The 26,838-nt window shown below is 48.9% G+C and carries 16 protein-coding genes, 3 tRNA genes and 1 pseudogene; 8 read left to right on the top strand and 12 right to left on the bottom strand.

Going from position 1 to position 26,838, the window contains the following annotated elements:
- The first annotated feature begins 47 nt into the window (after positions 1 to 47).
- A pseudogene (locus TPCCA_RS00590) lies at positions 48 to 1,839 on the top strand (major outer sheath N-terminal domain-containing protein).
- A gap of 31 nt (positions 1,840 to 1,870) precedes the next feature.
- On the opposite strand, the gene uvrB reads toward TPCCA_RS00590, so the two are convergent.
- A complete protein-coding gene (gene uvrB / locus TPCCA_RS00585) occupies positions 1,871 to 3,877 on the bottom strand; it encodes an excinuclease ABC subunit UvrB (protein WP_013944822.1) in 2,007 nt (668 codons plus the stop codon).
- A gap of 151 nt (positions 3,878 to 4,028) precedes the next feature.
- Between uvrB and thiD the strand changes: the two genes are divergently transcribed.
- A complete protein-coding gene (gene thiD, locus TPCCA_RS00580; protein ID WP_013944821.1) occupies positions 4,029 to 4,838 on the top strand; it encodes a bifunctional hydroxymethylpyrimidine kinase/phosphomethylpyrimidine kinase in 810 nt (269 codons plus the stop codon).
- Positions 4,839 to 4,862: 24 nt separating this feature from the next.
- Here the strand turns inward: thiD and hflC are convergent, their stop codons facing one another.
- Complete coding sequence (gene hflC / locus TPCCA_RS00575; RefSeq protein WP_010881563.1) at positions 4,863 to 5,858, bottom strand: protease modulator HflC; 996 nt, start codon at positions 5,856 to 5,858, stop codon at positions 4,863 to 4,865.
- A gap of 4 nt (positions 5,859 to 5,862) precedes the next feature.
- Positions 5,863 to 6,849, bottom strand: coding sequence for an FtsH protease activity modulator HflK (gene hflK / locus TPCCA_RS00570; protein ID WP_013944820.1), 987 nt, complete (start codon positions 6,847 to 6,849; stop codon positions 5,863 to 5,865).
- Between the two features lie 141 nt (positions 6,850 to 6,990).
- On the opposite strand from hflK, the gene TPCCA_RS00565 reads away from it, so the two are divergent.
- Entirely contained in the window at positions 6,991 to 8,343 is a 1,353-nt protein-coding gene (locus TPCCA_RS00565; RefSeq protein ID WP_041610018.1) for a C1 family peptidase, read from the top strand.
- On the opposite strand, the gene rpoN is transcribed toward TPCCA_RS00565, so the two are convergent.
- The 5 genes from rpoN to TPCCA_RS00540 form a co-directional block, all read right to left on the bottom strand.
- Positions 8,340 to 9,767: an RNA polymerase factor sigma-54 gene (rpoN, locus tag TPCCA_RS00560; protein WP_193386051.1), complete on the bottom strand. Its 1,428-nt coding sequence runs from the start codon at positions 9,765 to 9,767 to the stop codon at positions 8,340 to 8,342. The two genes, TPCCA_RS00565 and rpoN, sit on opposite strands and share 4 nt — an antisense overlap.
- A 59-nt stretch (positions 9,768 to 9,826) precedes the next feature.
- Positions 9,827 to 11,560: a DUF5312 domain-containing protein gene (locus tag TPCCA_RS00555; RefSeq protein WP_013944816.1), complete on the bottom strand. Its 1,734-nt coding sequence runs from the start codon at positions 11,558 to 11,560 to the stop codon at positions 9,827 to 9,829.
- Between the two features lie 21 nt (positions 11,561 to 11,581).
- Positions 11,582 to 11,653, bottom strand: a tRNA-Glu gene (locus tag TPCCA_RS00550).
- Between the two features lie 36 nt (positions 11,654 to 11,689).
- Positions 11,690 to 11,761, bottom strand: a tRNA-Glu gene (locus tag TPCCA_RS00545).
- A gap of 9 nt (positions 11,762 to 11,770) precedes the next feature.
- Positions 11,771 to 11,841 (bottom strand) — tRNA-Gln (locus TPCCA_RS00540).
- A 259-nt stretch (positions 11,842 to 12,100) separates the two neighbouring features.
- On the opposite strand from TPCCA_RS00540, the gene rlmB reads away from it, so the two are divergent.
- From rlmB to TPCCA_RS00520, 4 genes are all read left to right on the top strand, one after another.
- Positions 12,101 to 12,979, top strand: a complete 879-nt coding sequence (gene rlmB, locus TPCCA_RS00535; RefSeq protein WP_013944814.1) for a 23S rRNA (guanosine(2251)-2'-O)-methyltransferase RlmB — start codon at positions 12,101 to 12,103, stop codon at positions 12,977 to 12,979.
- 101 nt (positions 12,980 to 13,080) lie between these two features.
- On the top strand, positions 13,081 to 14,466 hold the full coding sequence (locus TPCCA_RS00530) for an ATP-dependent 6-phosphofructokinase (protein WP_013944813.1): 1,386 nt from the start codon (positions 13,081 to 13,083) through the stop codon (positions 14,464 to 14,466).
- Between the two features lie 119 nt (positions 14,467 to 14,585).
- Positions 14,586 to 16,397 (top strand): phosphotransferase, encoded by a 1,812-nt coding sequence (locus TPCCA_RS00525; protein ID WP_144011655.1) that lies wholly within the window; start codon positions 14,586 to 14,588, stop codon positions 16,395 to 16,397.
- On the top strand, positions 16,378 to 17,910 hold the full coding sequence (locus TPCCA_RS00520) for a BCCT family transporter (protein ID WP_013944811.1): 1,533 nt from the start codon (positions 16,378 to 16,380) through the stop codon (positions 17,908 to 17,910). Before TPCCA_RS00525 ends, TPCCA_RS00520 begins: the two co-directional genes overlap by 20 nt.
- A gap of 31 nt (positions 17,911 to 17,941) precedes the next feature.
- Here TPCCA_RS00520 and polA read toward each other — a convergent pair whose 3' ends face one another.
- The 4 genes from polA to TPCCA_RS00505 form a co-directional block, all read right to left on the bottom strand.
- Complete coding sequence (gene polA / locus TPCCA_RS00515; RefSeq protein ID WP_013944810.1) at positions 17,942 to 20,935, bottom strand: DNA polymerase I; 2,994 nt, start codon at positions 20,933 to 20,935, stop codon at positions 17,942 to 17,944.
- Positions 20,936 to 21,100: 165 nt separating this feature from the next.
- Positions 21,101 to 22,729 carry an NAD nucleotidase gene (gene nadN / locus TPCCA_RS00510; protein ID WP_013944809.1) on the bottom strand — a complete coding sequence of 543 codons (1,629 nt, stop codon included), beginning with the start codon at positions 22,727 to 22,729 and terminating at the stop codon, positions 21,101 to 21,103.
- Positions 22,730 to 22,975: 246 nt separating this feature from the next.
- Positions 22,976 to 23,449: a RecQ family ATP-dependent DNA helicase gene (locus TPCCA_RS05585; protein ID WP_245522148.1), complete on the bottom strand. Its 474-nt coding sequence runs from the start codon at positions 23,447 to 23,449 to the stop codon at positions 22,976 to 22,978.
- Positions 23,434 to 24,798 (bottom strand): DEAD/DEAH box helicase, encoded by a 1,365-nt coding sequence (locus tag TPCCA_RS00505; RefSeq protein ID WP_245522147.1) that lies wholly within the window; start codon positions 24,796 to 24,798, stop codon positions 23,434 to 23,436. Before TPCCA_RS00505 ends, TPCCA_RS05585 begins: the two co-directional genes overlap by 16 nt.
- A 64-nt stretch (positions 24,799 to 24,862) precedes the next feature.
- Here TPCCA_RS00505 and TPCCA_RS00500 point away from each other — a divergent pair, with 64 nt between their 5' ends.
- On the top strand, positions 24,863 to 26,836 hold the full coding sequence (locus TPCCA_RS00500; protein ID WP_013944808.1) for an ATP-dependent helicase: 1,974 nt from the start codon (positions 24,863 to 24,865) through the stop codon (positions 26,834 to 26,836).
- Positions 26,837 to 26,838 lie beyond the last annotated feature (2 nt).

Below are 26,838 nucleotides of genomic sequence, written 5' to 3'. Positions count from 1 at the left end.
TAGACGGGTGGGGGGGGGTGAGGTAGAAGTGAGAGGAGGGGGAGTGAGTGGGCAGGCAGGTGATGCAAGCGGGGGTACGTGCGGGCGTGGTATGTGCTGCCTCTGGTTATGCAGGCGTACTCACCCCGCAGGTCAGTGGCACAGCCCAGCTCCAGTGGGGCATTGCGTTCCAGAAGAATCCACACACTGACCCGGGCAAGCACACCCATGGGTTTCGCACTACCAATAGTCTGACTATTTCCCTGCCGTTGGTGTCAAAGCACACCCACACCCGCCGAGGGGAGGCACGCTCAGGGGTGTGGGCACAGCTGCAGCTGAAGGACCTGGCAGTAGAGCTTGCATCTTCTAAAAGCTCAACGGCCCTGTCCTTTACCAAACCTACCGCTTCCTTCCAGGCAACCCTGCACTGTTATGGGGCCTACCTGACAGTGGGTACCAGTCCTTCCTGTGTGGTTAACTTCGCCCAGCTGTGGGAACCCTTTGTCGACCCGTGCCTATTCAGAAAAGAACACTCGCTATGCCCCTGGTTTCTCCGGCTCCGGGGCAAAACTCGGCTACCAGGCCCACAATGTGGGAAACAGCGGAGTAGATGTGGACATCGGTTTCCTCTCCTTCCTTTCCAATGGTGCCTGGGATAGTACTGACACCACGCACAGCAAGTATGGCTTCGGGGCCGATGCAACGCTTTCCTATGGCGTCGACCGTCAGCGGCTGCTTACGTTGGAGCTGGCAGGGAATGCCACACTGGAGCAGAACTACCTCAAGGGTACCGAAGACCCCAAGAACGAAAACAAAACAGCACTCCTGTGGGGAGTAGGAGGCCGACTCACCCTCGAACCAGGCGCCGGCTTCCGCTTCTCCTTCGCCCTCGACGCCGGTAACCAACACCAGAGTGACGCACAATTCTACGCTAGAATGGCTCCCTCACAGAGGGTCCATGAAGTCATCAATAGTCTTGGGGACACGCTGCTGACCTCCCCGAAACAAGATGTTGTTTCATTCTTTGTGCAAGAACTGAGCAAAGGCAGTCTTTTGGAGAAAGCTGGCTTAGTAACGCTCTTGGCGCAGCGGACCATCGTCAGCTTAGCGTCAACCGGTGGTTACCTAAGACATCTGAATGGCAAAGGCCTAGAAATAAACATGAGGCTCATAGAGCAGCAGAAGAATCCTGACGCGCGGATGCGGACAGCACTCTTTATTTCCTGGTTGCAATTCACGTACACCAAAACGCTCAACATAGACGCGCTCCTGGGTATGCAGTGGAGGTGGCTTTCCTCCGGCATATACTTTGCCACCGCAGGCACTAATATCTTTGGAGAACGTGTTTTCTTTAAGAACCAAGCAGATCACTTTGATTTTGCCGGATTCCTCAAGCTCGAAACCAAAAGCGGTGACCCCTACACCCACCTGCTCACCGGCCTGAACGCCGGCGTCGAAGCACGCGTGTACATCCCCCTCACCTACATCTTTTACAAAAATAACGGAGGTGCGCAGTACAAGGGAAGTAATTCGGACGGCGTCATCAACACGCCTATCTTGAGCAAAGCGTGGTGCAGCTATCGCATCCCCCTCGGTTCCCACGCCTGGCTTGCACCGCACACATCCGTGCTATGGGCAACAAACCGCTTCAACCACAACCAGAGTGGGGATGCGCTCCTGCGTGAGCATGCGCTTCAGTACCAGGTGGGACTGACGTTCAGTCCCTTCGAGAAGGTGGAGCTCAGCGCCCAGTGGGAACAGGGGGTGCTTGCTGACGCTCCTTACATGGGTATTACTGAGAGCATCTGGTCCGAACGCCACTTCGGCACCTTTGTCTGTGGAATGAAAGTGACATGGTAAAAACGCGTGCTGTTCGATTCCACCTCCCCTATCAAACCCCGTTTTGCTCGTCTTGCCTTTGCAGTTGCAAAATTTTGTCTCGGATGAGGGCTGCCTCTTCAAATCGTAACTCACGCGCACAAACCTTCATGTGTAGGCGCAACGCCTGTACCATTTTTTTGCGTGCAGCATGTGTGCGCACGTCTGCGTCTGCTGCGCGCAACAGGGGTGCAACCTGTACACGCGCAGCGTCTTTTTTTACTTCCTGCTCACGGACCAGAATATCTTCAATAGACTTTTTAATCGTACGGGGTGTAATCCCATGAGCACGATTATACGCCATCTGAATCTTTCTCCGTCGAGCAGTTTCCTCTATTGCTTCACGCATCGCATCGCTGATTGCATCCGCGTACATTACCACAGTTCCGCGAGCATTACGTGCTGCTCGACCAATAATTTGGATGAGACTCGTCGTCGAACGTAAAAAACCGACTATATTGGCATCCAAAATAGCAATGAATGCCACCTCGGGCAAATCAATACCTTCTCGTAATAAATTTATTCCAACTAATACCTCAAACTCCCCCGCACGCAGACTCGTGAGAATTTCTACGCGTTCAATAGTTTCAATTTCCGAATGAACATACTTTGTCCTTATTCCCAGTCCATTGAAATAATCTGTTAAATCTTCAGCCATTTTTTTTGTCAATGTTAGCACCAAACTACGTTCGTTCCGCGCACTACAAGCTTTTACCCGCTGACATATGTCTTCTATTTGTCCATCCGTTTTTCTCACTTCGACGCATGGATCTAAAAGTCCAGTGGGACGAATCAGTTGTTCAACTATTTGCACAGACTGTGTGCGTTCCTTCACCCCAGGAGTTGCAGAAATAAAAACTGCTTGATTTAACAATGCCTCAAATTCCGAATCTTTCAGTGGACGGTTATCTCGTGCACACGGCAAGCGAAAGCCAAAATCGATGAGATTCTGTTTACGCACCCGATCTCCTTCATACATTGCACCAAGCTGCGGGAGTGTTACGTGACTTTCATCAACAAAGAGCACAAAATCCTTTGGAAAATAATGAAGAAGCGTCACCGGCGGTTCACCAGATTTTCTACCTGCAATCGGCGCAGAATAATTTTCTATACCGTGGCAATACCCCATCTCTCCGAGCATTTCAAGATCGTATTCTGTGCGCGTTTTTAAACGTGCCGCTTCTGCAAGCTTATTCTCTTGAGTTAATTGTACCAACCGTTCATCGAGTTCTTGTCTAATACGGTCCATGGCGCGAGGGATTGCATCCTCTTTAAGTACAAAATGCTTTGCAGGGTAAACGGTAAGTTCTTCAAATTCCCTTAGAACAGCACCGCTTACAGGATGAATGCGACGGATACGAACAACTCGATCCCAATCGCACTCGATACGATAAAATTCTTCTAAATACGCAGGGAAAATTTCAATAACGTCTCCCCGAACTCGGAAGCGACCGCACTCGAGCACCGCGTCGTTACGCTCGTATTGCAGAGATACAAGTTGCCGCTTGAGATCTTCAAGATCAAGACACTGGTTGACTTCCACGTGGATACGCAGATCACGCCAGGATTCAGGCAACCCAAGACCGTAAATACACGAAACAGTTGCGACTACAATAACATCACGACGTTCCATGAGACTAAACGTTGCAGATAAACGCATTCTATTTATCTCTGCATTGATAGAAGCATCTTTCTCAATGTAGAGATCACGAGCAGGGACATACGATTCAGGCTGATAATAATCGTAGTACGACACAAAATACTCCACCGCATTGTCTGGGAAAAAACCTTTAAATTCCCGGTACAATTGTGCAGAGAGCGTTTTATTATGACTGATGACAAGCGTCGGTTTTTGCACGCGTGCAATAACGTTTGCAACTGTAAACGTTTTCCCCGAACCGGTAACACCCTTGAGCGTTTGAAAACGCGCCCCCGCATGCAAGCCACGCACGAGTGCGTCGATTGCGGCAATCTGATCGCCTGCAGGTTGGAAAGAAGCGTGTAATCTAAATTCTTTCATGTACTTCGCAGTATCGGTTATTACCATAGGATTTAAAAAATCTGTAGTACATGCTGTGCCTTCCCCTTTGATTTTGCTCTCTTAGAACCTCTGGTTGACAAACCACACCCATGGTGAATAGAGTGGATCCTCGCTTGCGGGGAGGCACGTTATGCTCAAGTTGCTTAGCATTGGTGGATCGGATGCTTCAGGTGGTGCGGGTATCGAGGCGGATCTGAAAACTTTCCAAGAGTATGGAGCGTTCGGTGTGGCTACGCTCACTGCCATCGTTACTATGGACCCATCCCGGAACTGGTCGCATCGTGTACATTCACTTGAGGAAGACTGTGTGCGCGATCAGCTTGAAACCGCATTTGCAGGCGTGGGGGTCAGCGCGGTGAAAAGCGGTATGCTTGCTTCTGTCCATGCAATCGAATGTGTCGCGGAGTATCTCGAACGTTTTGCAGTTGCTGCATACGTCTTTGATCCTGTCATGGTATGCAAAGGATCGGGAGATGCATTGCACCGTGAGTTGAACGAATTGATGATCCAGAAACTTTTGCCACGCGCGACAGTTGTTACTCCCAATCTTTTTGAAACCGCCCAGATTGCCGGTATCAGCGTACCACGGACAGTGGACGAAATGAAGGAGGGTGCACGTTTGATTCACGAGCGCGGCGCGTCGCACGTGTTCGTCAAAGGCGGCGGAAGACTCCCCGGTTGCAAGCACGCTCTGGATGTTTTCTACGACGGCAAGACGTTTCACCTCGTTGAAGATGAACTTGTGCAGAGTGGATGGAATCACGGCGCGGGCTGCACCGTATCTGCGGCTATTACTGCAGGACTGGGCCGAGGACTCACCGCCTACGACGCGATACTGAGTGCTAAGAGATTCGTGACTACAGGCCTCCGCCACGGATTCCAAGTCAACCAGTGGGTTGGAACAGGAAACCTCAGCAAATGGCGCGACCGCTTCCACTGACTCAGGCGGTACATACGTGGGCGATCAGTGCTGGTATAGGTGCTTGAAGTATTCCAAGTCGGTTGAGAGGATCTTCTCCGTGTCGGGGAGCGATTTCTTGTACACCTCCAAGCTTTTCCAGAAGCCGTAGAACTCAGGAGATTTCCCGTATGACTGCGCGTACACGGCCGCGGCGCGGGCGTCTGCTTCACCCTTGATACGCTCTGCCTCCTCGTACGCTTTTGAAAGTAAACTGCGTTTTTCGTTGTCGAGCTTTCCAAGCCACTCTGCCTTCTTTCCTTCGCCTGTGGAGCGGAACATTTGCGCGATCTGGTTGCGCTCTTTTACCATCCGATTGAACACAGATGCTTGCAGCTCATCTGAGTACTTAATCCCCTTGAAGATCACATCGACAACGACAATACCGAAATCTTTTAACTGATCATTCGCCGCCTGTGAGATCTCCCGCGCAAGAGACTCTCGCCCCTTTTCTATCGTCATGTGCGCAGTTTTCTCCGCGCCCCTATCAAAGGCAAGCTGCGACACCGGGACGTCAAACTGCTCGGAGTGATTGGACTCGTTGATAGCGTTCGTGCTTCGCACAACATCGTCTAGGCCATTGACAGTGATAATATCCCTAACTGAGGAATCGATAATGTCAGAAATACGCGAGTAAGCCGCCTCATAAGTCCCCAAAGACTGATAAAACTTTTTGACGTCTTCAATCCTCCACCTACTGGTGGTATCCACCTCAATGAACTGTTTTTCCTTTGTGGGAATCTTCTGAGGATCTCCATCAACGCGCAGGAGCTTGGCTGTATACTTATGCACGTGATGCAGAAAAGGAGCTCTGACATACAATCCAGCGGTGTTATTCGTTTTTATGATTTCTCCGAACTGGGTGATGAGCGCAACCTGTCCTTCCTGGATGAGGTAAAACGGTTGCAGGAGCACAACACCACCTAACAGCACCCCAACGACTATACCTATGTTCAGAACAGGTCGTACACGTGCGTGTACCTGTAGTCCACGTTTCCTCATACCCCTACTCCTCGCGTGTTCCTGCCACGACCTTCTTCGATACCTTACTAATATCCTTGAGCGTCAAAAGATTCTCCAGTTTTTTGTCAATCAACAGCACATTTTCAGTCTTTTCCAGGATAGCCCCCAGTCCCTCAAGGTACAAACGCGTTTTGGTAACATGAGGTGCTTTGACATATTCAGCATAGATTGAGTCAAAACGTGCTACATCTCCTTTTGCTCTATTTACGCGTTCATTCGCATATCCCATAGCCTCCTGAATCAACTTGTCCGCGTCACCTCGGGCCTTAGGAATTTCCCTATTGTAGGACTCTTTTCCCTCGTTAATGAGTCGATTCATATCCTGAATAGCAATATTCACGTCTTCAAACGCTTGCTGTACCTCCTGAGGAGGAACAACATTTTGCAGCTGCACGGAGGAAACAAGAACACCTAGGCCAATCCTTTTCAGGAGAACATTCATCATATCCTTCGCACGCATCTGAATCGCACTGCGCTCCGGCCCCATGATATCAAGAATCGCTCGATCTCCAATTAAACTGTTCACCACTGCTTTTGAAATGTCTCGAATGGTTTGCCTTCGCTCCTGGGACTCAACATTAAACACCCATGCTCTTGGATCTACAATGCGATACTGAACCACCCACTCGACGTCTACAATATTCAAATCCCCCGTAAGCATAAGAGACTCGTGACTGATATTATTCACATAGTGACTCTGCTCGGAACTCTTCGACGTTCTGAACCCGAACTCTTCCTTTTGCACCTTGGTTACCGGCACTTTATACACCCGCTCTACAAAGGGGATAAGATAATGCAATCCCGGTTCTAGCGTCCGATGATACTTGCCAAAACGGGTGACCACCCCATTATCAGTGGGAGAAATGATCCTAATAGGGGAGGCAATTCCAACAATCACGATACCGAGCACCCCACCTATGCATCCTGCCACCACGCTCCACGTTGCTGGAGTCCACTTTGGTATTCGCATCACGGCACCTTCCTACACACGCTCGTCTTTTCGCCCATCTTACGGGAAACATTTTCCTGTGACAACACTCACCGTATTCACACAGACTTCGTTGTAGACAGAATAAAAATTCTCACTCAGTATAAAAACACAGGAGGCATGATGTATCTTACAAAGGAACTACTCGATACGTTTGCGCACGAAGTCGCCGCAGATCCTATACACAAAGCGGTCGCAGGAGCTGTTGCGCGCGTCGGTCTTGAAGAAGCTGCACTGAACACAGAAGTGGCGCGTCAGCACACACATATTTTTTCTACCGAGACAAAACGTGGAGAAATGACCAATCAAAAAATGAGTGGTCGCTGCTGGATATTTGCTGCGCTCAACGCCGCGCGTGTAAGCACCATGAAAAAGTTGGACATTGAAACAGTTGAGTTTTCCCAAAACTATCTTTTCTTTTGGGATAAATTGGAGAAAGCAAATTTCTTTTTAGAAAATATCCTAGAAACACTTGATGAACCTCTCACCAGTCGGTTGATGGCACACCTGCTTGCAAATCCCGTCCAAGATGGCGGGCAATGGGATATGTTTTCAGGGTTATTAGAAAAATACGGTCTTGTGCCCAAAGAATGTATGCCTGAAACTTTTCACTCTTCCAACTCACGCGTTCTTCTCTCAGTCCTCACTCGTCGGCTGAGGAAGCATGCACAGCTTTTACGTTCTGCGCATGAAGAAGGCGTTGCGCTGCATACCCTGAGGGAGAAAAAGGAAGCGTTCCTTTCTTCCATCTACTCTATCCTCGTGAAGGCTCTCGGGAGACCTCCGGAGAAATTTGACTTTGTGTACAAGGATAAGGAAAAAAAATTTCACAAAGTCAGAGACCTTACGCCGCAGAAGTTTTTTTGCGATTTCGTCGGATGGGATCTTAAAAACAAAGTGAGTTTGATTCACGCGCCAACTGCGGATAAACCGTTTGGCAGAGCATACACGGTTAAATTTCTAGGCACCGTAAAGGAAGCCCCGTGCATCTGCTATGTCAATACTCCCATTGAAGTGCTCAAAGAAGCTACAGCTTCTGCAATCCGAGCCGGGGAGCCGGTATGGTTTGGTTGTGATGTAGGTCAAATGATGACGCGCAAAGATGGTATCATGGATACGGAGATATTCGGGTACGAGTCGATGCTCGGCACTACCCCTGAATTCAATAAAGCAGAACGGCTTGACTATGGCGAAAGTCTTTTAACACACGCGATGGTCATAACCGGTTTTGACGAGGATGCACAAGGTAACCCCGTACGCTGGCAGGTAGAAAATTCGTGGGGAGATGACACAGGAAAAAAGGGCATGTTCTCTATGAGCGATCGCTGGTTTGACGAATATCTCTACCAAATTACGATCGACAAGAAGTTCGTACCACAGGTGTGGCTCGATGCGCTAGAGAAGCCAATAATAGCGCTCGAACCTTGGGATCCGATGGGAGCGCTGGCGGACACCCCCCTGTATCTTAAAAATTAAGAAGAAGAACAAGTGCGTAATTCTGATCGGTACTTATTTACGGTACGTCTTGCGCACTTGATGCCCTGCTCACCGAGCAACTGGGCTATCCTTCGGTCGGAAAGGGATATACGCTGCGTTCGTGCCTCTTGTATGAGACGTGATATCCGGTGCTTAACTGATACTTTTGAGTGCGGAGAACTCGGGTAATTCTGTCCAAGACTGGACCGATCACGATATTCTTCGGTGGATAAAACCCGAGGGGAGAAAAAGTACCTTAAGGAAAAGTGTTGCGATCCGTACTGGAGCCATTTGTCGCGCACTATGCGGGACACTGTTGAAACGCTCAATCCGGTCCTGTGTGCAACATCTGTCATTCTCAGGGGCGTGAGCTTTGCAGGTCCGTGATCAAAGAAACCGCATTGGTAGTGAACTATTGTTTTCGCGATATCCAGCAAGGTACGTTCCCGGTATGAGAGCATACTTACAAGACTGAGCGCGTCGTGCATGCATGCTTTCAACGCGTGGTTTTTTTCTGCTGCTTTTGAATGCATGCAGTAATCGTTTCGGAAAACCACAGTTGGGATGCCCGTGCAGTTAATCTGTGTAACAAACCCGTGCGCAGTTTTTGTAATCAATACATCTGGTTCAAGCAACATGTTCGTGTCAGCCCGCTGAGCGTTCGACACACACTTACCTGGAAAGGGATGTAGTTCCTTAATGAGGAGCAAAATATCTTTCACGTCATTTGACGAAACCTTCTGCACACAAAGCCCCATACTATTAATCTGTGTCGTCAGCGCGTGCACGGATACGCGTCCATCACACACATTGTCAGAGCAGAAAAGCAATTCGCTGTGGTGTGTTAGTAGATTGATAACACATCGATACAAGGGATCAGAGAAACGCTCAAAGCGCAGCCGCGCTTGGACTGCCAATGATTCTTTAAAACTAAAAACAGCACACCCTTGTGGCTCAAGTCTTTGAATGAGCGCTATTGCCTGCGGTATTTTTTCTTGAAGGGCCGTGGGCATACTACCACACATGTTCTGAAAGATCGCAGGAGATATGGAAAAAAAACCGTGATCATCTAACATCTGGATAAACGCGCACGCCAAATCGAGCACAATCGCTTCGTGTTTTTGATAAAAAACTTGTTCACGCAATACAGCTCGGATATTGTCAACCTGCTTATCGGGCTGATTTTCCAGCAATTGCTGAAAGCGATCACGTGCGCGCATGCGCTCACGTCTATCACCGAGCGACAGGTAACAAGCCTTCCCAGTGTGACGAGCGGACGAAGGACGTATTTCTAAAAGGGGATTGCGTTGCACGGCACGGAGAACCTCGGTCTTCAAATCCCCCCGAGAAAGCTGCAGTAAACAAAGCCCGTGCACCAACCGCTGATTGAGAACTAACCGCTGCTGTTGAACAAGCTGCTGCATATCACCACGTGCCCTGCAAACCAATCCCACGAAAGGAATACAGAAAAGGAGCGAAACGCTCACAGGTGCGTAGTTTCTAGGTTCTCCATTTCTACTAGCGCACGCGACGCCGTTTGCACATACGCTCTCGCCTGAGAAGCCTGCTCACGGAAGCTAGCATTGTCGCTCCCACGGATATCAGACCAATTGGTAAGCGTTGCGTAGGCACTTGTTTTCGACGCCCCGATCATACTCGCCAACATAGCGCCAATGCAATGAAATGCCTTTAAGGTTGCATCAAGCAAGACAGTCGCCTCAGAGTCAATTACCTTTATCAGAGCTTCCAGAATACCCTTACTTTTCATGGTAACTGTGTGCTCTTTACGCTGGGCACTAAAGGCGACTCCCCATTCCCCCACCGGCGAAAGTCTTACCTCGAAATTCCTAATCTTTGCTCCCATCTGCTCCAGTACATTTACCGCGTCAGTGTACTCTATCAACTCATCTCGACGATAGAAACTGCCCTCAGCAAGAATAACGTTCAGCGGCGGTGAAACGACGCGCGCATACGCATCTTCGAACAAATTTTTTAAAAAGACAAAAGACATCTCTCGCCTAAACACAAGCTGATACCAAAACCCTTCCCATGGCCGATGAGTCAACTCTGAGAACTGCTCCCTTCCGAGAAGAGAAAGCATTTGCTCCTTAAGCACTAAACGCTTCTGTGCAGTAGACCACAGCGCCCATTTTTCATTGAAACGTTTTTTCCACGCATTCTTAAAATGGACAAACCAATCCTCACCACCGGCAATTGCCCGAGGTTGCCAACGAATGTTCCTACCTGCAAAACGGACAAAATCCTCAATAGGAATGCTGTGTGATAAATCCTTGATAACAACGAGCGCTGCACTCGCCTCCTTAAGAAAGGCAGCAGCGTGCGCAGCGTTATCCACCTGCGCGTCATGCAGCGATGTTTTACTCTTCAGCACAAAAAGCCCCTGCAATACCGCGTCAGGAATATGCTTGCTGTCATGGATAACACACGCAAGCTTTTCCAATTCAGATTGCAAAATAGTAATGGGACACACGGCACTCGCCGGGGAGATAACGGTAAAACGCAGCAGAATACGATCGACAGGCACTTCACAAAAAACCTTCATCCACTCGATAGCGCGCGCCGCCTGATACAACTCAGTTTTATGAGGACCACTCAGGGTGGCAAGGGCGACGTCCATTCTTTTAAGGAGGGACGCACGCAAACCAGAAGGAGTACCATCTCCCTGCGCAGCAAACGGATCGCTGCACGCCATCAGCTGCTCATACGCAACGGGAGTGATAAAAGAGCTCAACAGGAGGTAGAAGTCCCCCTTATCGCTATTGTAGCAGGCGAGCAATGAATCAAAAAATACCTGTGTTTTACGCAACTCGCCCATCTTGTCGTAAAAAACCTTTGTGAAGGTTTTTTCCTTTACGTCAATGTACTGCGCGTAATGCGCCTTAAGATCATTGCCCAGACGCTGGAGAAGTGTTTCCTCGTACAACGCTTCCACCGACGAAGACCGAAAAAAGGACTTTACCCCAATCCAGAAGCGGAAAAAAAAGGTTTCGCCCGCCAAGCTATCCTCTCTGGTATCCCAGCGAGCAAAGGCGCGCTTTTTCTTGACTTTCGCGGGAGTCTCCGCGTTAGCTTCACTAGTACGCAGTGCTTTCCCGATATCGGCAAGCATACGCTGCGCGTCCTCAGTGGAGAGCGTTTCCACCAATTTATCAAATGTTGAGAGCTGTTCGTTCATAGCGTCACCATAGCCACGCACTCAGGGGAATACACACCCCAATAGTCCCTACGGGAATTGAACCCGTCTTTTAAGATTGAGAATCTCATGTCCTAACCGATAGACGAAGGGACCACACGCGCTCCTCCCCTTTTTAAATAGAGAAAAGAATAGTCCCTACGGGAATTGAACCCGTCTTCTGAGATTGAAAATCTCATGTCCTAACCGATAGACGAAGGGACCACACGCGCTTTCCCTAGGGAGGACTCGAACCCCCACACACAGAACCAGAATCTGCGGTGCTACCATTACACAACCAGGGAGGGAGGCCCAGGCTAGTACGACACGTATTTTCTGTCAAGCAGATAACGAACACTCACTCAGATCAAAAACTTATCCGGTACCTCCACTTGACCGACGCAGACTGGCAGCTGCCATCAGCAGCCCCACAGCACACGCGCATTCCGGCAAAGACACACAACTGCACATTGCCGATACAATTGTGCAGTCGCTCCTTCCAGTCAGCAGCGCTATTGCAAAGCGCGCCTGGCTGCGATACAAGGAGGAGAACACTTACTCCGTATGGTTATTTCAGGATTACGCGCCATCGAAGAGTTTCTACGCGCGCAGCCTGCCGCGCCAGAAGGGTTACACGCGGGGGGAAAAAACAGCAAGACGCAACAAAGCTGCGTGCGTGTGCTCACGCTCTATTATGCAGCGGAAAATGCGCGTATCAAACGACTCCTTGGTATGGCCGCGGCACGGGGGATACGGATCACGCACACAACGTGTGCTGTGCTTGATAAGCTAGCGCGTAGCTTACCCCCTGCGCTGCGCGATCACCGCGGTATCCTTGCTGTTCTAAGTTCACCGAGCGCAACGCCGCAGGGTTCTCATACAAGAAAAAAACAACCCGCTGTGGACAGCTCGCAGGAACGAACGTTGTTACATGCACTGGCAACGCACACGCACGCGCTTGTGCTCGTCTTAGACGCAATTACTGATCCCCACAACGTTGGGGCAATTGTACGCAGCGCAGACCAATTTTCTGTCGATGCAGTGCTCCTGCCGCACCATCATGGGGCAGGAGGTACAGAAACTATCGCGCGAGTGAGCGCAGGCGCTGTTGCATGGGTACCGCTTGTGCGTGTACGCAACCTAGTGCGCACTGCAGGTATCCTCAAGCGTTCAGGATTCTGGCTATACGGTGCTGATGTAGCAGGAGAAGCAATAGGCGCCCGTACTTTTCCTCCTAAGACAGCGCTTGTGTTAGGCAACGAGGGGCACGGCGTTTCGCCGTTGCTGCGCACGCACTGCGACGCACTCATCTCTATCCCAACGCAGGGGAATGTAGACAGTCTGAACGTGTCGGTTGCCGCAGGTATTCTGTTATACGAAATACGCCGGAGTCAGCAGTCTCCCTACTCCGTACAAAGGCAAAACGAAATGAACGCTCAATGAAAACACCCAGGGCATCTTCGCATCTTTAATTCATATTGCATCTTTCACCCCATTGCGTTAGCCTGAGGGAGTCTCTACGCACGCGGTACGCGGAGGACCCCATGGCACATCTTCCTAAAGAGTACGATTTTTCTATAGAGTCATTGGGGGAGAGCAAAATTCCCTCTCCCATCTACCTGTCTCACACCCTTGGCGACTTCATTCCTAACTACGTCAGTGACAATGAGTACATCAGCCATGAACTGAGTGCGCATCTGGGGGAGACGGTAGGGCCCTTTACTCATAAAAACTTGATGGAACGTGCGGGCCCGCGCCAGAAGATTTTCTTCAACCCGCATCACGTTCATGCAGGTATTGTCACCTGTGGAGGGCTCTGTCCCGGACTCAACGATGTCATTCGCGCCATCGTCCGCTGCCTTTGGGGCCGCTATGGCGTTAAGCGCATTAGTGGTATCCGCTTTGGCTATAAGGGCCTCTTGCCCGATTACAACTTCGATATCCTGCCGCTCACCCCTGAGGTCATCGATAACTGCCACAAAACAGGTGGTTCGCTGCTAGGCACCTCGCGCGGTGGGGGGAACCGTGTGGTTGACATCGTCGATGGTATCGAGCGGCTCAACCTGCACATTCTCTTTATCATTGGGGGGGATGGCAGTCAGAAGGGAGCAAAAGAGATTGCCGACGAAATAAAACACCGCAACCTTAAGATTTCCATCATCGGCATTCCCAAAACGGTGGACAACGACATCTCTTTTGTTCAAAAGTCATTTGGCTTCGATACTGCTATTGTCAAAGCAACAGAGGCAGTTGCCGCAGCGCACATGGAGGCTCGTTCACAGATTAACGGCATTGGACTGGTCAAACTCATGGGGCGTGAGTCTGGATTCATCGCTACGTACACGGCGATTGCGAGCCATGAGACAAACTTCGTACTCATCCCTGAAGTGAGCTTTGACCTTGACGGTCCAAATGGGCTTTTGGCTCACCTAGAGAAGCGAATCGCGCTACGTAAGCATGCGGTGCTCGTTGTAGCAGAAGGTGCGGGGCAAGACCTAATGGTAAATGCGGACGGTGTGCCCTCCGGTGATTCCCAAGGAGGTAGTTTGCGCGTGAGCAGCGGCACGGATGCGTCGGGTAACAAGCGCCTTGCGGATATCGGTTTGTTCTTAAAAGAAAAGATTGAAGTCTATTTCAAAGAAAAGCGTATACACACCAATTTAAAGTACATCGATCCGAGCTACTTGATTCGTTCCGCGGTTGCTGCGCCCATAGATTCGATTTACTGCGAACGCCTCGGTAACAATGCGGTGCATGCGGCGATGTGCGGTAAAACGAAAATGATCATTGGCTTGGTGCACAATAAGTTTGTACACCTCCCAATCGATGTGGTGGTGTGCCAACGCAAACACGTAAATCCTGAAGGATCGTTGTGGCGCGACGCCCTTGATGCAACAGGACAGCCGATTGTGATGAAAAATATTATCTAGGAGAGCGAAGGATGCGCTCCTCACGGCTGTGTGCAGAAAGCGAGCAGGGAGGGGTGTGCTTTTCCCCCTGTTTTTTGCGTGCTTGACGACGGGCGAACACGCCCGTACACTTCCTCAGTGTGAGGCGTCGTTTTTTCCAGATTTTTCAGCTTTTGCGCGATGCGCCTCGGCTTTGCCAGCGTGATATCGCCAAGGCGTTGCGCCTGTCCTTGGCTTACACCAATCGCCTTCTACACGCTATGAAGTCTGCAGGACTCCTTGAAACCCACGGGACCTTTGGTGCGCGGACGCGTTCTCTCACCCCCCTTGCACATAGTCAGTATCAGTCTTGCCGGGTTCATAATGCGGTAATAATGGCTGCAGGCTTTGGCTCCCGTTGCGTGCCTCTTACGTACGCTACTCCAAAGGGCCTGCTGAAAGTCTTTGGTGAGCCCATGATTGAGCGTCAAATTCGTCAGTTACACGAAGTCGGCATTACTGACATCACGGTCGTCGTCGGCTACCTCAAAGAGGCCTTTGAGTACCTCGTCGACAAGCATGACGTGACGCTCACCTATAACCCTGACTATGAAACTGCCAACAACCTATCCACCCTCTACCACGCCCGTCATTTACTTCGAAATACCTACATACTCTCAAGCGATAACTGGCTACGCGAAAACATTTATCACTCCCATGAGTGGGATTCCTGGTATGCGGCTGTCAAGACACAAGGGAAAACAAAGGAGTGGGTGCTAAAAACCGGATTGTACGACAAAATTACCGCCGTGAAAATTGGTGGCAGAAGTGGGTGGATCATGTACGGTCCGGCTTACTTTTCTGCATCGTTTTCTAAAAAGATCATCCCCCTCATCGAAGCTGCCTACATGCGCCCAGAAAACCGCGCGTGGTTCTGGGAAGACGTCTTTATGCGCAATACAAAATCCCTTACCATGTTTGCCAACAAACAGGCTGACAACCTTATCTACGAATTTGAGTCGCTCGATGAGCTGCGCAAGTTTGATTTTGCGTACATGGTTTCGAGCGATAACGAGTGGATGCGCGTCATTTCCCATGTTTTCAACCAACCCGAAATGACAATCGGTAAGCTGCGTCCACTTAAAGCAGGAATGACGAACAAATCTTTTATCTTTGAGCTGAATGATAAGCCGTACCTATTCAGAATTCCTGGAGAGGGTACCGAACTCCTTGTCAATCGCTTCCAAGAAGCTGCCGTGTATGAAGCAATTAAGCCCCTTAATATTTGTGACACTCTCGTTCACCTTGAGCCTGCCCGTGGTATTAAAATCACTGTCTTCCACAAAGACTGCCGCAGTGCAAACCCTAGTGATCCGGCAGACCTTGACTTGTGCATGAGGATTGCGCGCAAACTCCATCAATCAGGTATTTGTGTTGCCCATAGGTTCGACTTCAGATCGCGTATTGCGTATTACGAAAAGCTTGCCCTCGACCAGTACAGTATTCTTTACGCTGACTATCGTTCAGTGAGAGAAAAAATGAATACACTCTTGGCTATTGTCGACTCAGTGGACAAACCGTGCGTACTTACGCATGTCGATCTAACCCCAGATAACTTCCTGCTTTGCGATGGCAGCGCCCAGCTCATCGATTGGGAATATGCGGGCATGTGTGATCCGCTTGTGGATATCGCAATGTTCTCTTTGTATGCCCACTTTAACACCGCCCAGATAGAAGATCTCATGTATCGTTATTTTCAGCGTAATCCGCACGGAGAAGAGCGCCTGCGCGTCTTTTGCTATATTGCTCTTGGGGGATTTTTGTGGTCTTTGTGGACGAGCTACAAACAGGCACTTGGTATCTCGTTTGGAGATTATGGACTGAAAATGTACCGATATGCAAAAGAATATTACGAAGCAGTTCAGACGCTCCTGAAAACACATAGGGCAGATCATGCAGAAAGAAAAATGTGACTTCAGCGTCTCTCTCATCCCATTGGGAATCGTGATCTCGTGCGCACTCCTATTTATTTCCTTTCCTGACATTTCTCATCGGGTAATCGGTACCCTCTTGAATATACTGGTAAACAAACTGGGCTTTTTCTATATCCTTACCGGACTGTTTTTTTTAGGAACAACGCTGACTATTGCTTTTTCACGGTATGGTGCGGTGTATCTGGGTACTACGCGCACCGCACGCTATTCCAACTTTACGTGGGGCTCCATGATTTTTACGTCCACTATGGCGGCGGATATTTTGTATTGGTCGCTCATCGAATGGGCGCACTACTTCACTCAAGCTCCGTTTATAGCAGAACACTCCCCTCCCACGGAAAGACAAGAATGGGCGGCAGCGTATCCCCTTTTCCATTGGGGCATCATACCTTGGTCTTTTTACGTTCTTCTCGCAGTGGCCTTCGGCTACATGTTGCATGTAAAGAAGCGACACACACACAAAATTTCTGAAGCCTGTCGTCCGCTGCTGGGCGCGTACGTAGACGGAATAATAGGAGAAGCAATCGATATCTGTTCTGTAGTGGGATTGCTTCTAGGCGTTGCAACCACGTTTTCCTTAGCAACGCCCCTCCTTTCGCTCATGGTTTCTCTCTTGTTCGGTATTTCTAACACCCAGCTGCTCGCTTTAGCGTTGCTCTGCGTTATTGCGTTGGTGTACACCACAGCAGTACTGCTGGGTACCCAGGGGATCTCAAAGCTCTCGCGTGCCGCGGTGTACTGCTTTAGTACTGTTCTTGTTTTCTTCTTGTGTGCAGGACCAACCGTGTATCTTATCGAGACGGGTATCACCGCGATAGGGAAAATGCTACAAAACTTCTTTCTTATGGCAACGTGGATGGATCCTTCTCGTATTTCATTACAGGAAACGGATGGGACGCTTGGATTTCCACAGCGGTGGACTATCTTTTACTGGGCGTATTGGATCACGTGGTCTGTTGCAACCCCATTCTTCATCGGCGCGATATCCGAAGGGAGAACCATCCGGAATACCATCGTCGGAGGGCTCTGCTGGGGTATCGCAGGTACGTACGGCTCCTTCATCGTCTTGGGGAACTACGGGCTCTATTTACAAACGCACCACCTCCTTCCTGCCGCGTACTTGCTGCGCGCGGGGAATACACCCGCTGAAGTGATTATCGCAATTATTCAGACACTGCCCTGCGCGTACATCGTTATGGCGCTGTTGGCAGCTACCATGATCGCCTTTTATGCAAGTACTTTTGACGCATTAACGCTCATCATCGCTTCCTATTCGCAAAAAAGCGTTGCACCGGGAGAAGAACCACGTCAAATAATGAAATCGTTTTGGGCGGTTGCGTGCATTCTCCTTCCCGCTTCTCTCATATTCTCCCAGTCCACACTCATGCACCTGAAAAGTTTAGCCATCATTGCGGCATTTCCTTTAGCGCTGATTATGTTGTGCGTGGTAGCATCATTTTTTAAGGAACTACGCGCCGAGGTAACCTCATAACGTGCCCTGTTGCATCCCTCAGATGGGTATGCTAATGAAAATCACCCCAACTATTTCCAGACTCCACGTGTATACGCAGCGGGATCGAGAGCTCAACAGCATGTTCCATCTCAGCAAAGAGAATTTCTTTCACTATCGCTGTCTCAGCAGCTGGCGCCTCAAAAATCAATTCATCGTGTACCTGTAGCAACAATTGTGCACGTAACGGTCGGCGCGCAAACGCGCGCTGGATTGCTATCATGGCAATTTTCACAATATCCGCCGCAGAACTCTGAATTTGAGTATTCAACGCCATACGTTCGGCACGCGCGCGCTCAAGCGTATTGCGGCTATCGATGGTACGGATGTAGCGTCGTCTTCCAGCCAAGCTAGTCACATAGCCGGTTTTACGTGTCTGCTCTGCAACCTGTGTACTAAAAGCATACACCCCCGGGTACGTTTCAAAATAACGGTAAATGAAGCTCTGCGCTTCCTTCTGAGAAATTTTAAGTTCATCACTCAATCTAAAAGCGCTCATTCCATACACGATTCCAAAGTTAATAGTTTTTGCGATTCTTCTCATTGCAGGTTGTACATCGTCTATAGACACATTGAAAATATATGCAGCAGTCAATGCATGAATATCAATGTGCTGTCGAAATGCATTGAGAAGATTTCTATCTTGAGATAGATGGGCCAACACGACCAGCTCTATTTGTGTATAGTCTGCCGAAATTAACTCATGCCCAACAGTAGCTTGAAACGCCTGCCTTATTTTTCTTCCTTCTGTGCTTTTAATGGGAATGTTTTGTAAATTTGGATTTCTACTCGAAAGCCTTCCAGTTGCGGTACCAATTTGCACAAAACTAGTATGTACACGCCCTGTTTGATCAGCAAGTTTTGCAAGCGATTCGGTATACGTCGAACGTAACTTTGAAAGATCTCTAAAGAGCAATATTTTTTCTGCAATGGGATGCTTACGTGCAAGTTTCTTCAATACAGAATAATCAGTAGAATAACCTTGAGTATTCTTTTTACCGGGCGGTAAATGTAATTCTTGAAAAAGGACTGTCTGCAGTTGCTTCGGAGAACCAATATTAAATTCATGACCGGCAAGAGAAAAAATATCGTGCTCGTACTGCTGGATCAAATCTGAAAAAGATCGAGTGAGCTGCTGCACAACATCCTTACGTAAAAAAATCCCCACTTCTTCCATACGTGCTAGGATAGGCAAAAGCGGCATTTCTATGGTCTCAAACACAGAAAGCAATCCTGCTGTTTCCAAGCGGAGTTTTAAATAATGGTATAAACGAAAAGTAATATCTGCATCCTCCGCTGCATAGCGGACTGCACACTCATAAGGGACGTGCGCAAAGGTTTGCCCTTTTGCTACCACTTCTTCAAATGTAATCGTTCTGATCTGAAAAAATGATGCGGCAAGTACATCCATACCGTATGTACCGCGATCGGGATCCAGCAACCAAGCTGCAACCATCGTATCGAAAATATTACATGCACAGTGCTCAAAAACGCCTGCACGATGCATAACGTGATAATCAAACTTTCCATTATGCATAACAAGTGTGAGCGTCTCATCATTCCAAAGACGTCGAAGCTGGTGCATGACAGCTTGGACATATGCCGGATCCTGCACAGCAGATGCAGATACCCCATGCTGTTCTGTGCACTCCTTTTCAGTCTCGACATTAGTGCTACGTGCACATGTACACTGAGTTGACTCGGTATGAAGAGAAACGTCCGGAACAATAAGAGGAACATAAAAAGCCTCTGCTTCCTGAAAGCAGATCGAAAATCCGACCAGACGTGTATCGTGCGGATGCAATCCATCCGTTTCACAATCAAACGCGACTACACCATTCGCACACGCGCAATCAATAATACGTTTAAGTTCTACAGGGTCAGTAACACCACGATAATGACCTGCACTGCGTGCAAGCATAACATCCTGCCTAAGATCTCTATTTTCTATAGGCATGGCGCCAGACACAGCACTCGTCTTCAACTCCGACTTCAATACGGAGTTCACCTCCGGTGTACTAGCCCTCCCTTCTACCTGAGATAAGAAACACTCATTTGCACATCGACCAGATGTGAGCACAGAAGACTCTGTCATTTGTAATGTATCGTTTGTTGCTTCTGTATCTATTTCTTGCACACAAGCACGATATTGTTGTGCAAGCGCATGCAATCCTTCTCGCACAAAAATACGTGCAGCAGACGTTACATCGAGCGGAATACAACAGGAATCTTCGAGCGAAAAAACACATGGTACATCGTCACGCAACTCAATGAGTGAACGAGAAAAAAATGCATCTTTCTTCCCACACACTATCTTCGTGCGCAGCGCTTCTTTTAAGGAATAGGTATGACGATAAATACCATCAAGTGTGCCAAAACAGTGGAGAAGATGTGCAGCCGTCTTAGGACCAATCCCTCTCACACCAGGCACATTGTCGGAGGAATCTCCCATGAGAGAGAACAAATCGAGTAATTGTGTTGGCATGACCGTCCACCGTTGCTGTACGTACGCAGCGTCGCAGCATGTCCACTTATGATCTATGTCAAGTCTGAGCACTTGCACTGTATCACACACAAGCTGAAGTACATCTTTATCTGAGGAGATAATCACAACATGACAGTGCTCAGCCGCAACTCGTTTTACTAGGGTTGCAATGAGGTCGTCAGCTTCAAAGCCGTCATGACGCAAAACTGTAATGCCCAGTGCACACAGGATTTCTTCGATAAGGGGAATTTGTGCATAAAGCTCTGCAGAAGTCTTATCCCTTTTTGCCTTATAGGCTGGGTACTGTACGTGCCGAAAGGTAGGCGTGAGAGAATCAAAAACAGCAACAAAATAACGGGGTCGATAGTGACACAGGAGCGTGTGCAAACTCCGAAAAAAACCATATACGGCAGAAACATTCGCACCGCTGTCGTTAATCAACGGCGCACGCGCGAACGCGTGGTAACTCCGGTAAATAAGTCCGTAGGCATCAAGAAGGTAAAGCGTCTTTTTCTCTTGCATAAGGTGCAAGGAGTATACCACGGTCAATCGCAAAGATAAGGTTATGTGCGCACCCTTCTTCCCGCTCCTAACGTGGCATACCCTTTGTCTTTCCCGGAAAAGCAGATTGGCACAGCCTGTAAAGAACTACGTTCTTTACAGGCCTCTAACGTAAGTTACTTCCTACTATTTAAGAATGTACGAGTTCACACCCAACCGATACGGCGCGCGCTCATCTACTGGCACCCACGCTCCATCTTTTTTTTGCACCTCAAGCTTTATCACTCGTTTGCCATGTTCATCTGGTTCTTGGCGCGCTTCATACCGGACACCTGCCCCATAGGGGAAGGCTCCCGTGGAACCATCACCAAGTGCAAACTGCAATGCATCCTCTATAATTTGTTTCAACTCTGCACCGCTGACGTCCACCAACACCAGCGTGTTACTAAAGGGGAGGAGCGTGTATGCGTCATTATACGTAATCTCACCAGGCTGAATATTTGACCGCGCACCGCCTGCATTTTGAATTACGCAATCTACCTTCCCCGCACCAAAACTTTGAATGTCTGAGAGCATCGTCTCTGCTACAAACCGCGTTGCAACCGAACCCTGTGGATTCTGTGCATCGGGAACTCGATGCACAGAACCACCTCGCATTGAGGCACCGGTAATTACGCCAATTGCCTGCGCACCAAGCGTCTCCTTTTCCTTTTTAAATTCTTCCAACACAGATATAATCTGATCATTCTCCTGCGCAAATATAATCTCCGGCGTCATCCTCAGTGCCACAAGCAGCGCTTCACGCTCTGCCTCCTCAAGAGGATAATTTTTTCTATCCGCTCCTTTTTTTTGCAATGTATTCGTATGTAACAAAAAACGCGGCATGCCTACTGCACTCGTTATTACTCCTGTTCGGTCAAAGACTACGTTCAGCTCGCCCAGACACTTACCATACTCCCACGCCTCTACCACATACACAGGCTCCCCTGCAGGGGACATAATCTTTCTGGGATATTCACCAACTACCGGAAGACCTAGCCGTCCGAGCGATTCATCCCCCAAAAGGTAGTGGGTATCACCTGACACGATGACGTCAATACCAGAAATGTTCTGAGCAATTTCACAGTTCTTCTCAAAACCTGCATGAGAAAGGAGGATTATTTTATTTACTCCTTGCTGCTGCATTTCAACAGTTGCACGACGCACCGCCTCTATCTCATCAATAAAATTGATATCCTTACCGGGACTGGATGACTCCACGGTTTTCTTTACCGTATCAAGTCCGATAACCCCAATACGCTCACCTGCACGCTCCACAATAGCGCTCGGCTTCCACAAGCCATGCAACGTGCTGTCAGCATTAGGAACCACATTTGCAGAGAGAACTGGCACTTCCAAATAGTGCAGAAATTCTTTGAGCCCCTCATTTCCATTATCAAATTCGTGATTACCAAGGGTAAAAAAATCAAATCCTGCATGGTTCATCAGCACCGCGTCCGCACGCCCTCTAAAGAGGGTAGAATACAGCGTACCTATGAGTGCATCTCCTGCATGCAGTACCAATGCGTTCTTCGACTCCGCACGCAACCGTTGTATCTCGTGCACAAGCGCCGCATAACCGCCTACAGCCGCTCTGAGTCTTTCCCCTGCCACTGCAAGCTCTAAGGGTTCTGGTTCCAAATGCGAATGATGATCGTTGATATGTATAATCGTTAACTCAAAATCCCCCGCACGAGAATCGAGTTTCCTACAACCTACAAGTGCAAGCCCGATACACACCGCGTGAATCACCCGATGGGGAATAAACCTTTTCATAATATCCTCCACGAACAGACGCGTCCGCTCGATGTGTTCTGTGCCCGCACGGTACGGAACCTAGACCACACCGTATCGGAGACACATGAACGACGGCTCAGTATATAAAATTGCATAAAAAACCTGTAGAAGTAATGCTAACCACTCGGCCATAAAAATGCGCGTAACTCGCGGAATATACAAGGCAACTGTATGTTCTCGCCATCCTTCTTGCTTTCCTGCAGATACGATCTGCTCGCAGAATCGTTAACGTGCAACATACAGGACATCACCCCACAAGAGTGAATGTTTTTTTTTCACACGTCCTGTTTCGAGCGCGTAATATAGCAAGGCATGTACATCCGCCACACTGAGCACTTTCTGATGTAGCGCGAGGTGCTGCACCAACGATGATACAGTGAATCTGCGCGCATTCTTTTTCAAAAACTGTAAGAGCGCTTCTACATCCTCACATACAAAACGTGCAGTGCCTGCACACACATCACATCCGGCACACACATTCTGTTCCCCCAAAGACTCAAGTAAAACTGCGCGGCAACAACGTCCGCTTTCAGCAAAGTGGCGCAACACGTGCGCACGCACCCGTTGTGCATGCGGCAGTGTTTCTATCGAGCGAGCATCTCGAGGTGACCACAATAAAAATGCGTCTGCACGCATTCCGTCCCGTCCTGCTCTTCCAACCTCCTGTACGTACGCCTCCACAGTCAGTGGCGCATCCACGTGAATGACCGTACGTACATTCGGTTATCAACTCCCATTCCCCACGCGCAAGTAGTTACCAAAACGGCAGAATCATGGGTATGAAACCATCGCTCCACTGTTTCTTTTTCTTCCCTCTGCAACCCTGCGTGATAAAAACGTATCTGTGTGTCAGAAAGACACGTGCGCAAATGGTGGGTTACACGCTCCACCTGTACCCGACGAGCACAAAAAATAACTGCAGGGCGCACACAACGCGCTACAAGTTGAGTCAGTGCTGTCTGCTTACACAGCACCGTGCGTACGGTGTATCGAATGTTCGGGCGATCTACTGTTCCCTGCAACACGTGCGCACGACCGCCAAACAGCACTTCCATGATGCGCGCAAGCACTGTTTGACTTGCAGTCGCCGTAAATGCAGTCACCACTTGAGGCGCAAGATCCTGCACCAATTCGCCTAGTCGCACGTAATCAGGACGAAACGAATCTCCCCACTCGGACACACAGTGCGCTTCATCAATAACCAAATGCGCAACGCGACATGCACGCACGCGTGCGCGCAGCGCAGGTTGTGTGAGTATCTCTGGACTTGCGATGATGCATACACCTCTTCGACTTTCTGTCCTTTTCTGAGCAAGACGTTCATCCACATGTACCACCTTCGAGAAGGTACTCACGTCATCAGAGAAGAGTGACGCATCAAAAGAGATCGAATCTGCAGGGGGAAATTCTGCCGTCTGGTGTGCAGGAGGCGTAACGCCTCGCATCCGGCCATACGCCTCAGCACACCTATCCAACTGCGCATACATGTACGCGCGCTCTTGCGCATTCAGTCCACCACGTAACAAGATGACCGAAAATCCCACTGCCTGCATCCGACGGCACTGATCACGCATGAGCGATAACAGTGGGTACACCACTAGCGTCGGCCCCTCTAAAAAGAGGGCAGGTACTTGAAAACACAGCGATTTTCCTGCACCTGTTGGTAATAGCACCACTTGATGTGCGCGTGACACGCCATCCTGATCAAAACGTGTGTCTTGCATGGCACCGACGAAATTATCCTCAGGCTGCACGTCATCCACATGAGTCACCCTCGTAGCATCGGTTTGAGAAGAACCTGCCGCAGCGAACGGAGTTGTATGTGTACACGCATGCGCCGCATCCAGTATGTTAGCAATTACCAAGCGCTGCCAAGGAAACAGCGCACGAATACCAAAAACTGCTTGGGCAGTACGCGCTATGACGTCATGCGACATGTGCGCATCACAAGCAGGATTATCCGTAGGAGCAGGCACGGGGGCCGCACCCTGCGCGGCATACACATAGCGCAATCCATCCATCTCTACCCAATCTGAAGTATTACCCACAGTCTATGCCCTCCCACATACGGATATTCTTTTTTCCGCCCTATTTTGCTACGCTTGTGCGTCTATGCTCTCTACACTTAATCCTGAGCAACGTCGAGCCGTTACCACACTTGAGGGACCGCTTCTCATTATCGCCGGCGCAGGCTCAGGGAAAACGCGCGTAATCACGGCGCGCATCGCGTATATGCTCGAATGCGGTATTCTGCAATCGCGCATTCTTGCACTGACCTTCACTAACAAGGCCGCACACGAGATGTCTGAACGTATTAAAGCTCTCACGGGCAAACCTTTACGCAACATGACCGTCAGTACTTTTCACGCTTTTGGCGTTACGATTTTGCGAGAACATATCCATGTTCTCGGCTGGAGGAAGAACTTTAGCATTTATGATGAAAATGATAAACGTGCTCTCATTCGCGAAGCAGCAAAGGAAGTACATCTCCTGCCAGAAGTTCTTGACACAAACTGCGTGAGCACGCTCTTTTCCGCTATTAAAATGCAGCGTAAGAACTTAAAAGAGCTACAGCACAAGGAACGTGCTCTTTGGCACGAATATCAGACTGCGTTGAAATTATTTAATGCGGTAGACTTTGACGATTTGATCGTGCTGCCAATCCAGATCTTCAGTGAATATCCTGATATCCTTGCTTCATATAAAGATCGCTATCGTTACATTTTAGTGGACGAATTCCAAGACACCAGTGCACAGCAGTACCGTTTAATGAAAATGCTCGCTACACAAAATATCTGTGTAGTAGGGGACGATGATCAATCAATTTATTCTTGGCGTGGAGCATACCATGACAATTTTCTCTCTTTTGAAAAAGACTTCCCCTACGCCACAGAAATTACCTTAGAGCAAAATTACCGTTCCACCGGAACTATTTTGGCTGCCGCAAACGGCGTTATCGCACACAATATACAACGCAAGGAAAAGGCACTGTGGTCCGGTAACGATTCAGGAAAACCTATTGAAATCTTCAATCCCGAAACGGAACGTGATGAAGCAATCTTTATTGCAAACACAATTCTCGCAGAACAAATACGCGCATCCTATTCTTTCAGTAGTTTTGGAGTCCTACTCCGCACGAATAGTTTTATGCGCATAATTGAAGACGTATTTTTGCAAGAAAATATTCCATACCGTGTCTCAGGCGGCATGAGCTTTTTTCAGAGGAAAGAAATAAAGGATGTGCTTAGTTATCTGCGGGTAATTTCTAATCCTGACGACGATGTCAACCTATTACGCATCATTAATACCCCGAGGCGAGGAATTGGAAAAAAAACACTGCATCTAGTCTCCGACATTGCTAATACACAACAATGTTCCGTGTTCAATGCACTGAATCAAATTATCAATAAAACACATGCAGTCGATTTAAAAGAATCACATCGTACCGCTGTGGAAAATTTTCTCCAGCTCATTACCCAGGCGCGTACCCATCTACTTTCGGGGAAAAATCTTGCGTACAAGGTACGCAAATTTGTTGAAGACATTCAGTATTTTAATTACCTCATCCAAGAATTCCAAAAAAACGAACATGCCGCACGTTTTAAATTCTTGCAAATCGAACACTTAGTCGAATCCATCGAACACTGGGAACAGAGTTCAGAACACGGAAGCTTGTACGACTACCTAAACCGCGTTACGTTGCTAGCACGCGATAACGTCCAAAAAGAAACAGAGGGCGCTGTGTCGCTCATGACAATTCATGCGTCGAAAGGGCTGGAATTTCCCGTAGTGCTTATCGCCGGCGTGGAAGCGGGAACCATTCCACACGAACGAAGTATAGAAGAGGTTCACAGCATCGAGGAAGAACGACGCCTTTTCTACGTTGCAATTACCCGCGCAAAAGAGAAGTTGTACCTGACACACTGCCGCACAAGGAAACGCGGCGGAAAAAGGGAAGAGCGCACCGCCTCCCCTTTTCTGGACGAAATTCCCAAACACCTGGTGCGTGCCCATGCACCGGAAGGAAAAATAAGCGAGGAAGAGGTCACGCTGGCCTTCACACGCATCAAAAAACTATTTACGTGATG

The organism is Treponema paraluiscuniculi Cuniculi A (genome assembly GCF_000217655.1).
Classification (GTDB): domain Bacteria; phylum Spirochaetota; class Spirochaetia; order Treponematales; family Treponemataceae; genus Treponema; species Treponema pallidum.
The sequence above is the reverse complement of the archived record's forward strand: the minus strand, read 5'-3'. Positions and strand labels throughout refer to the sequence as shown.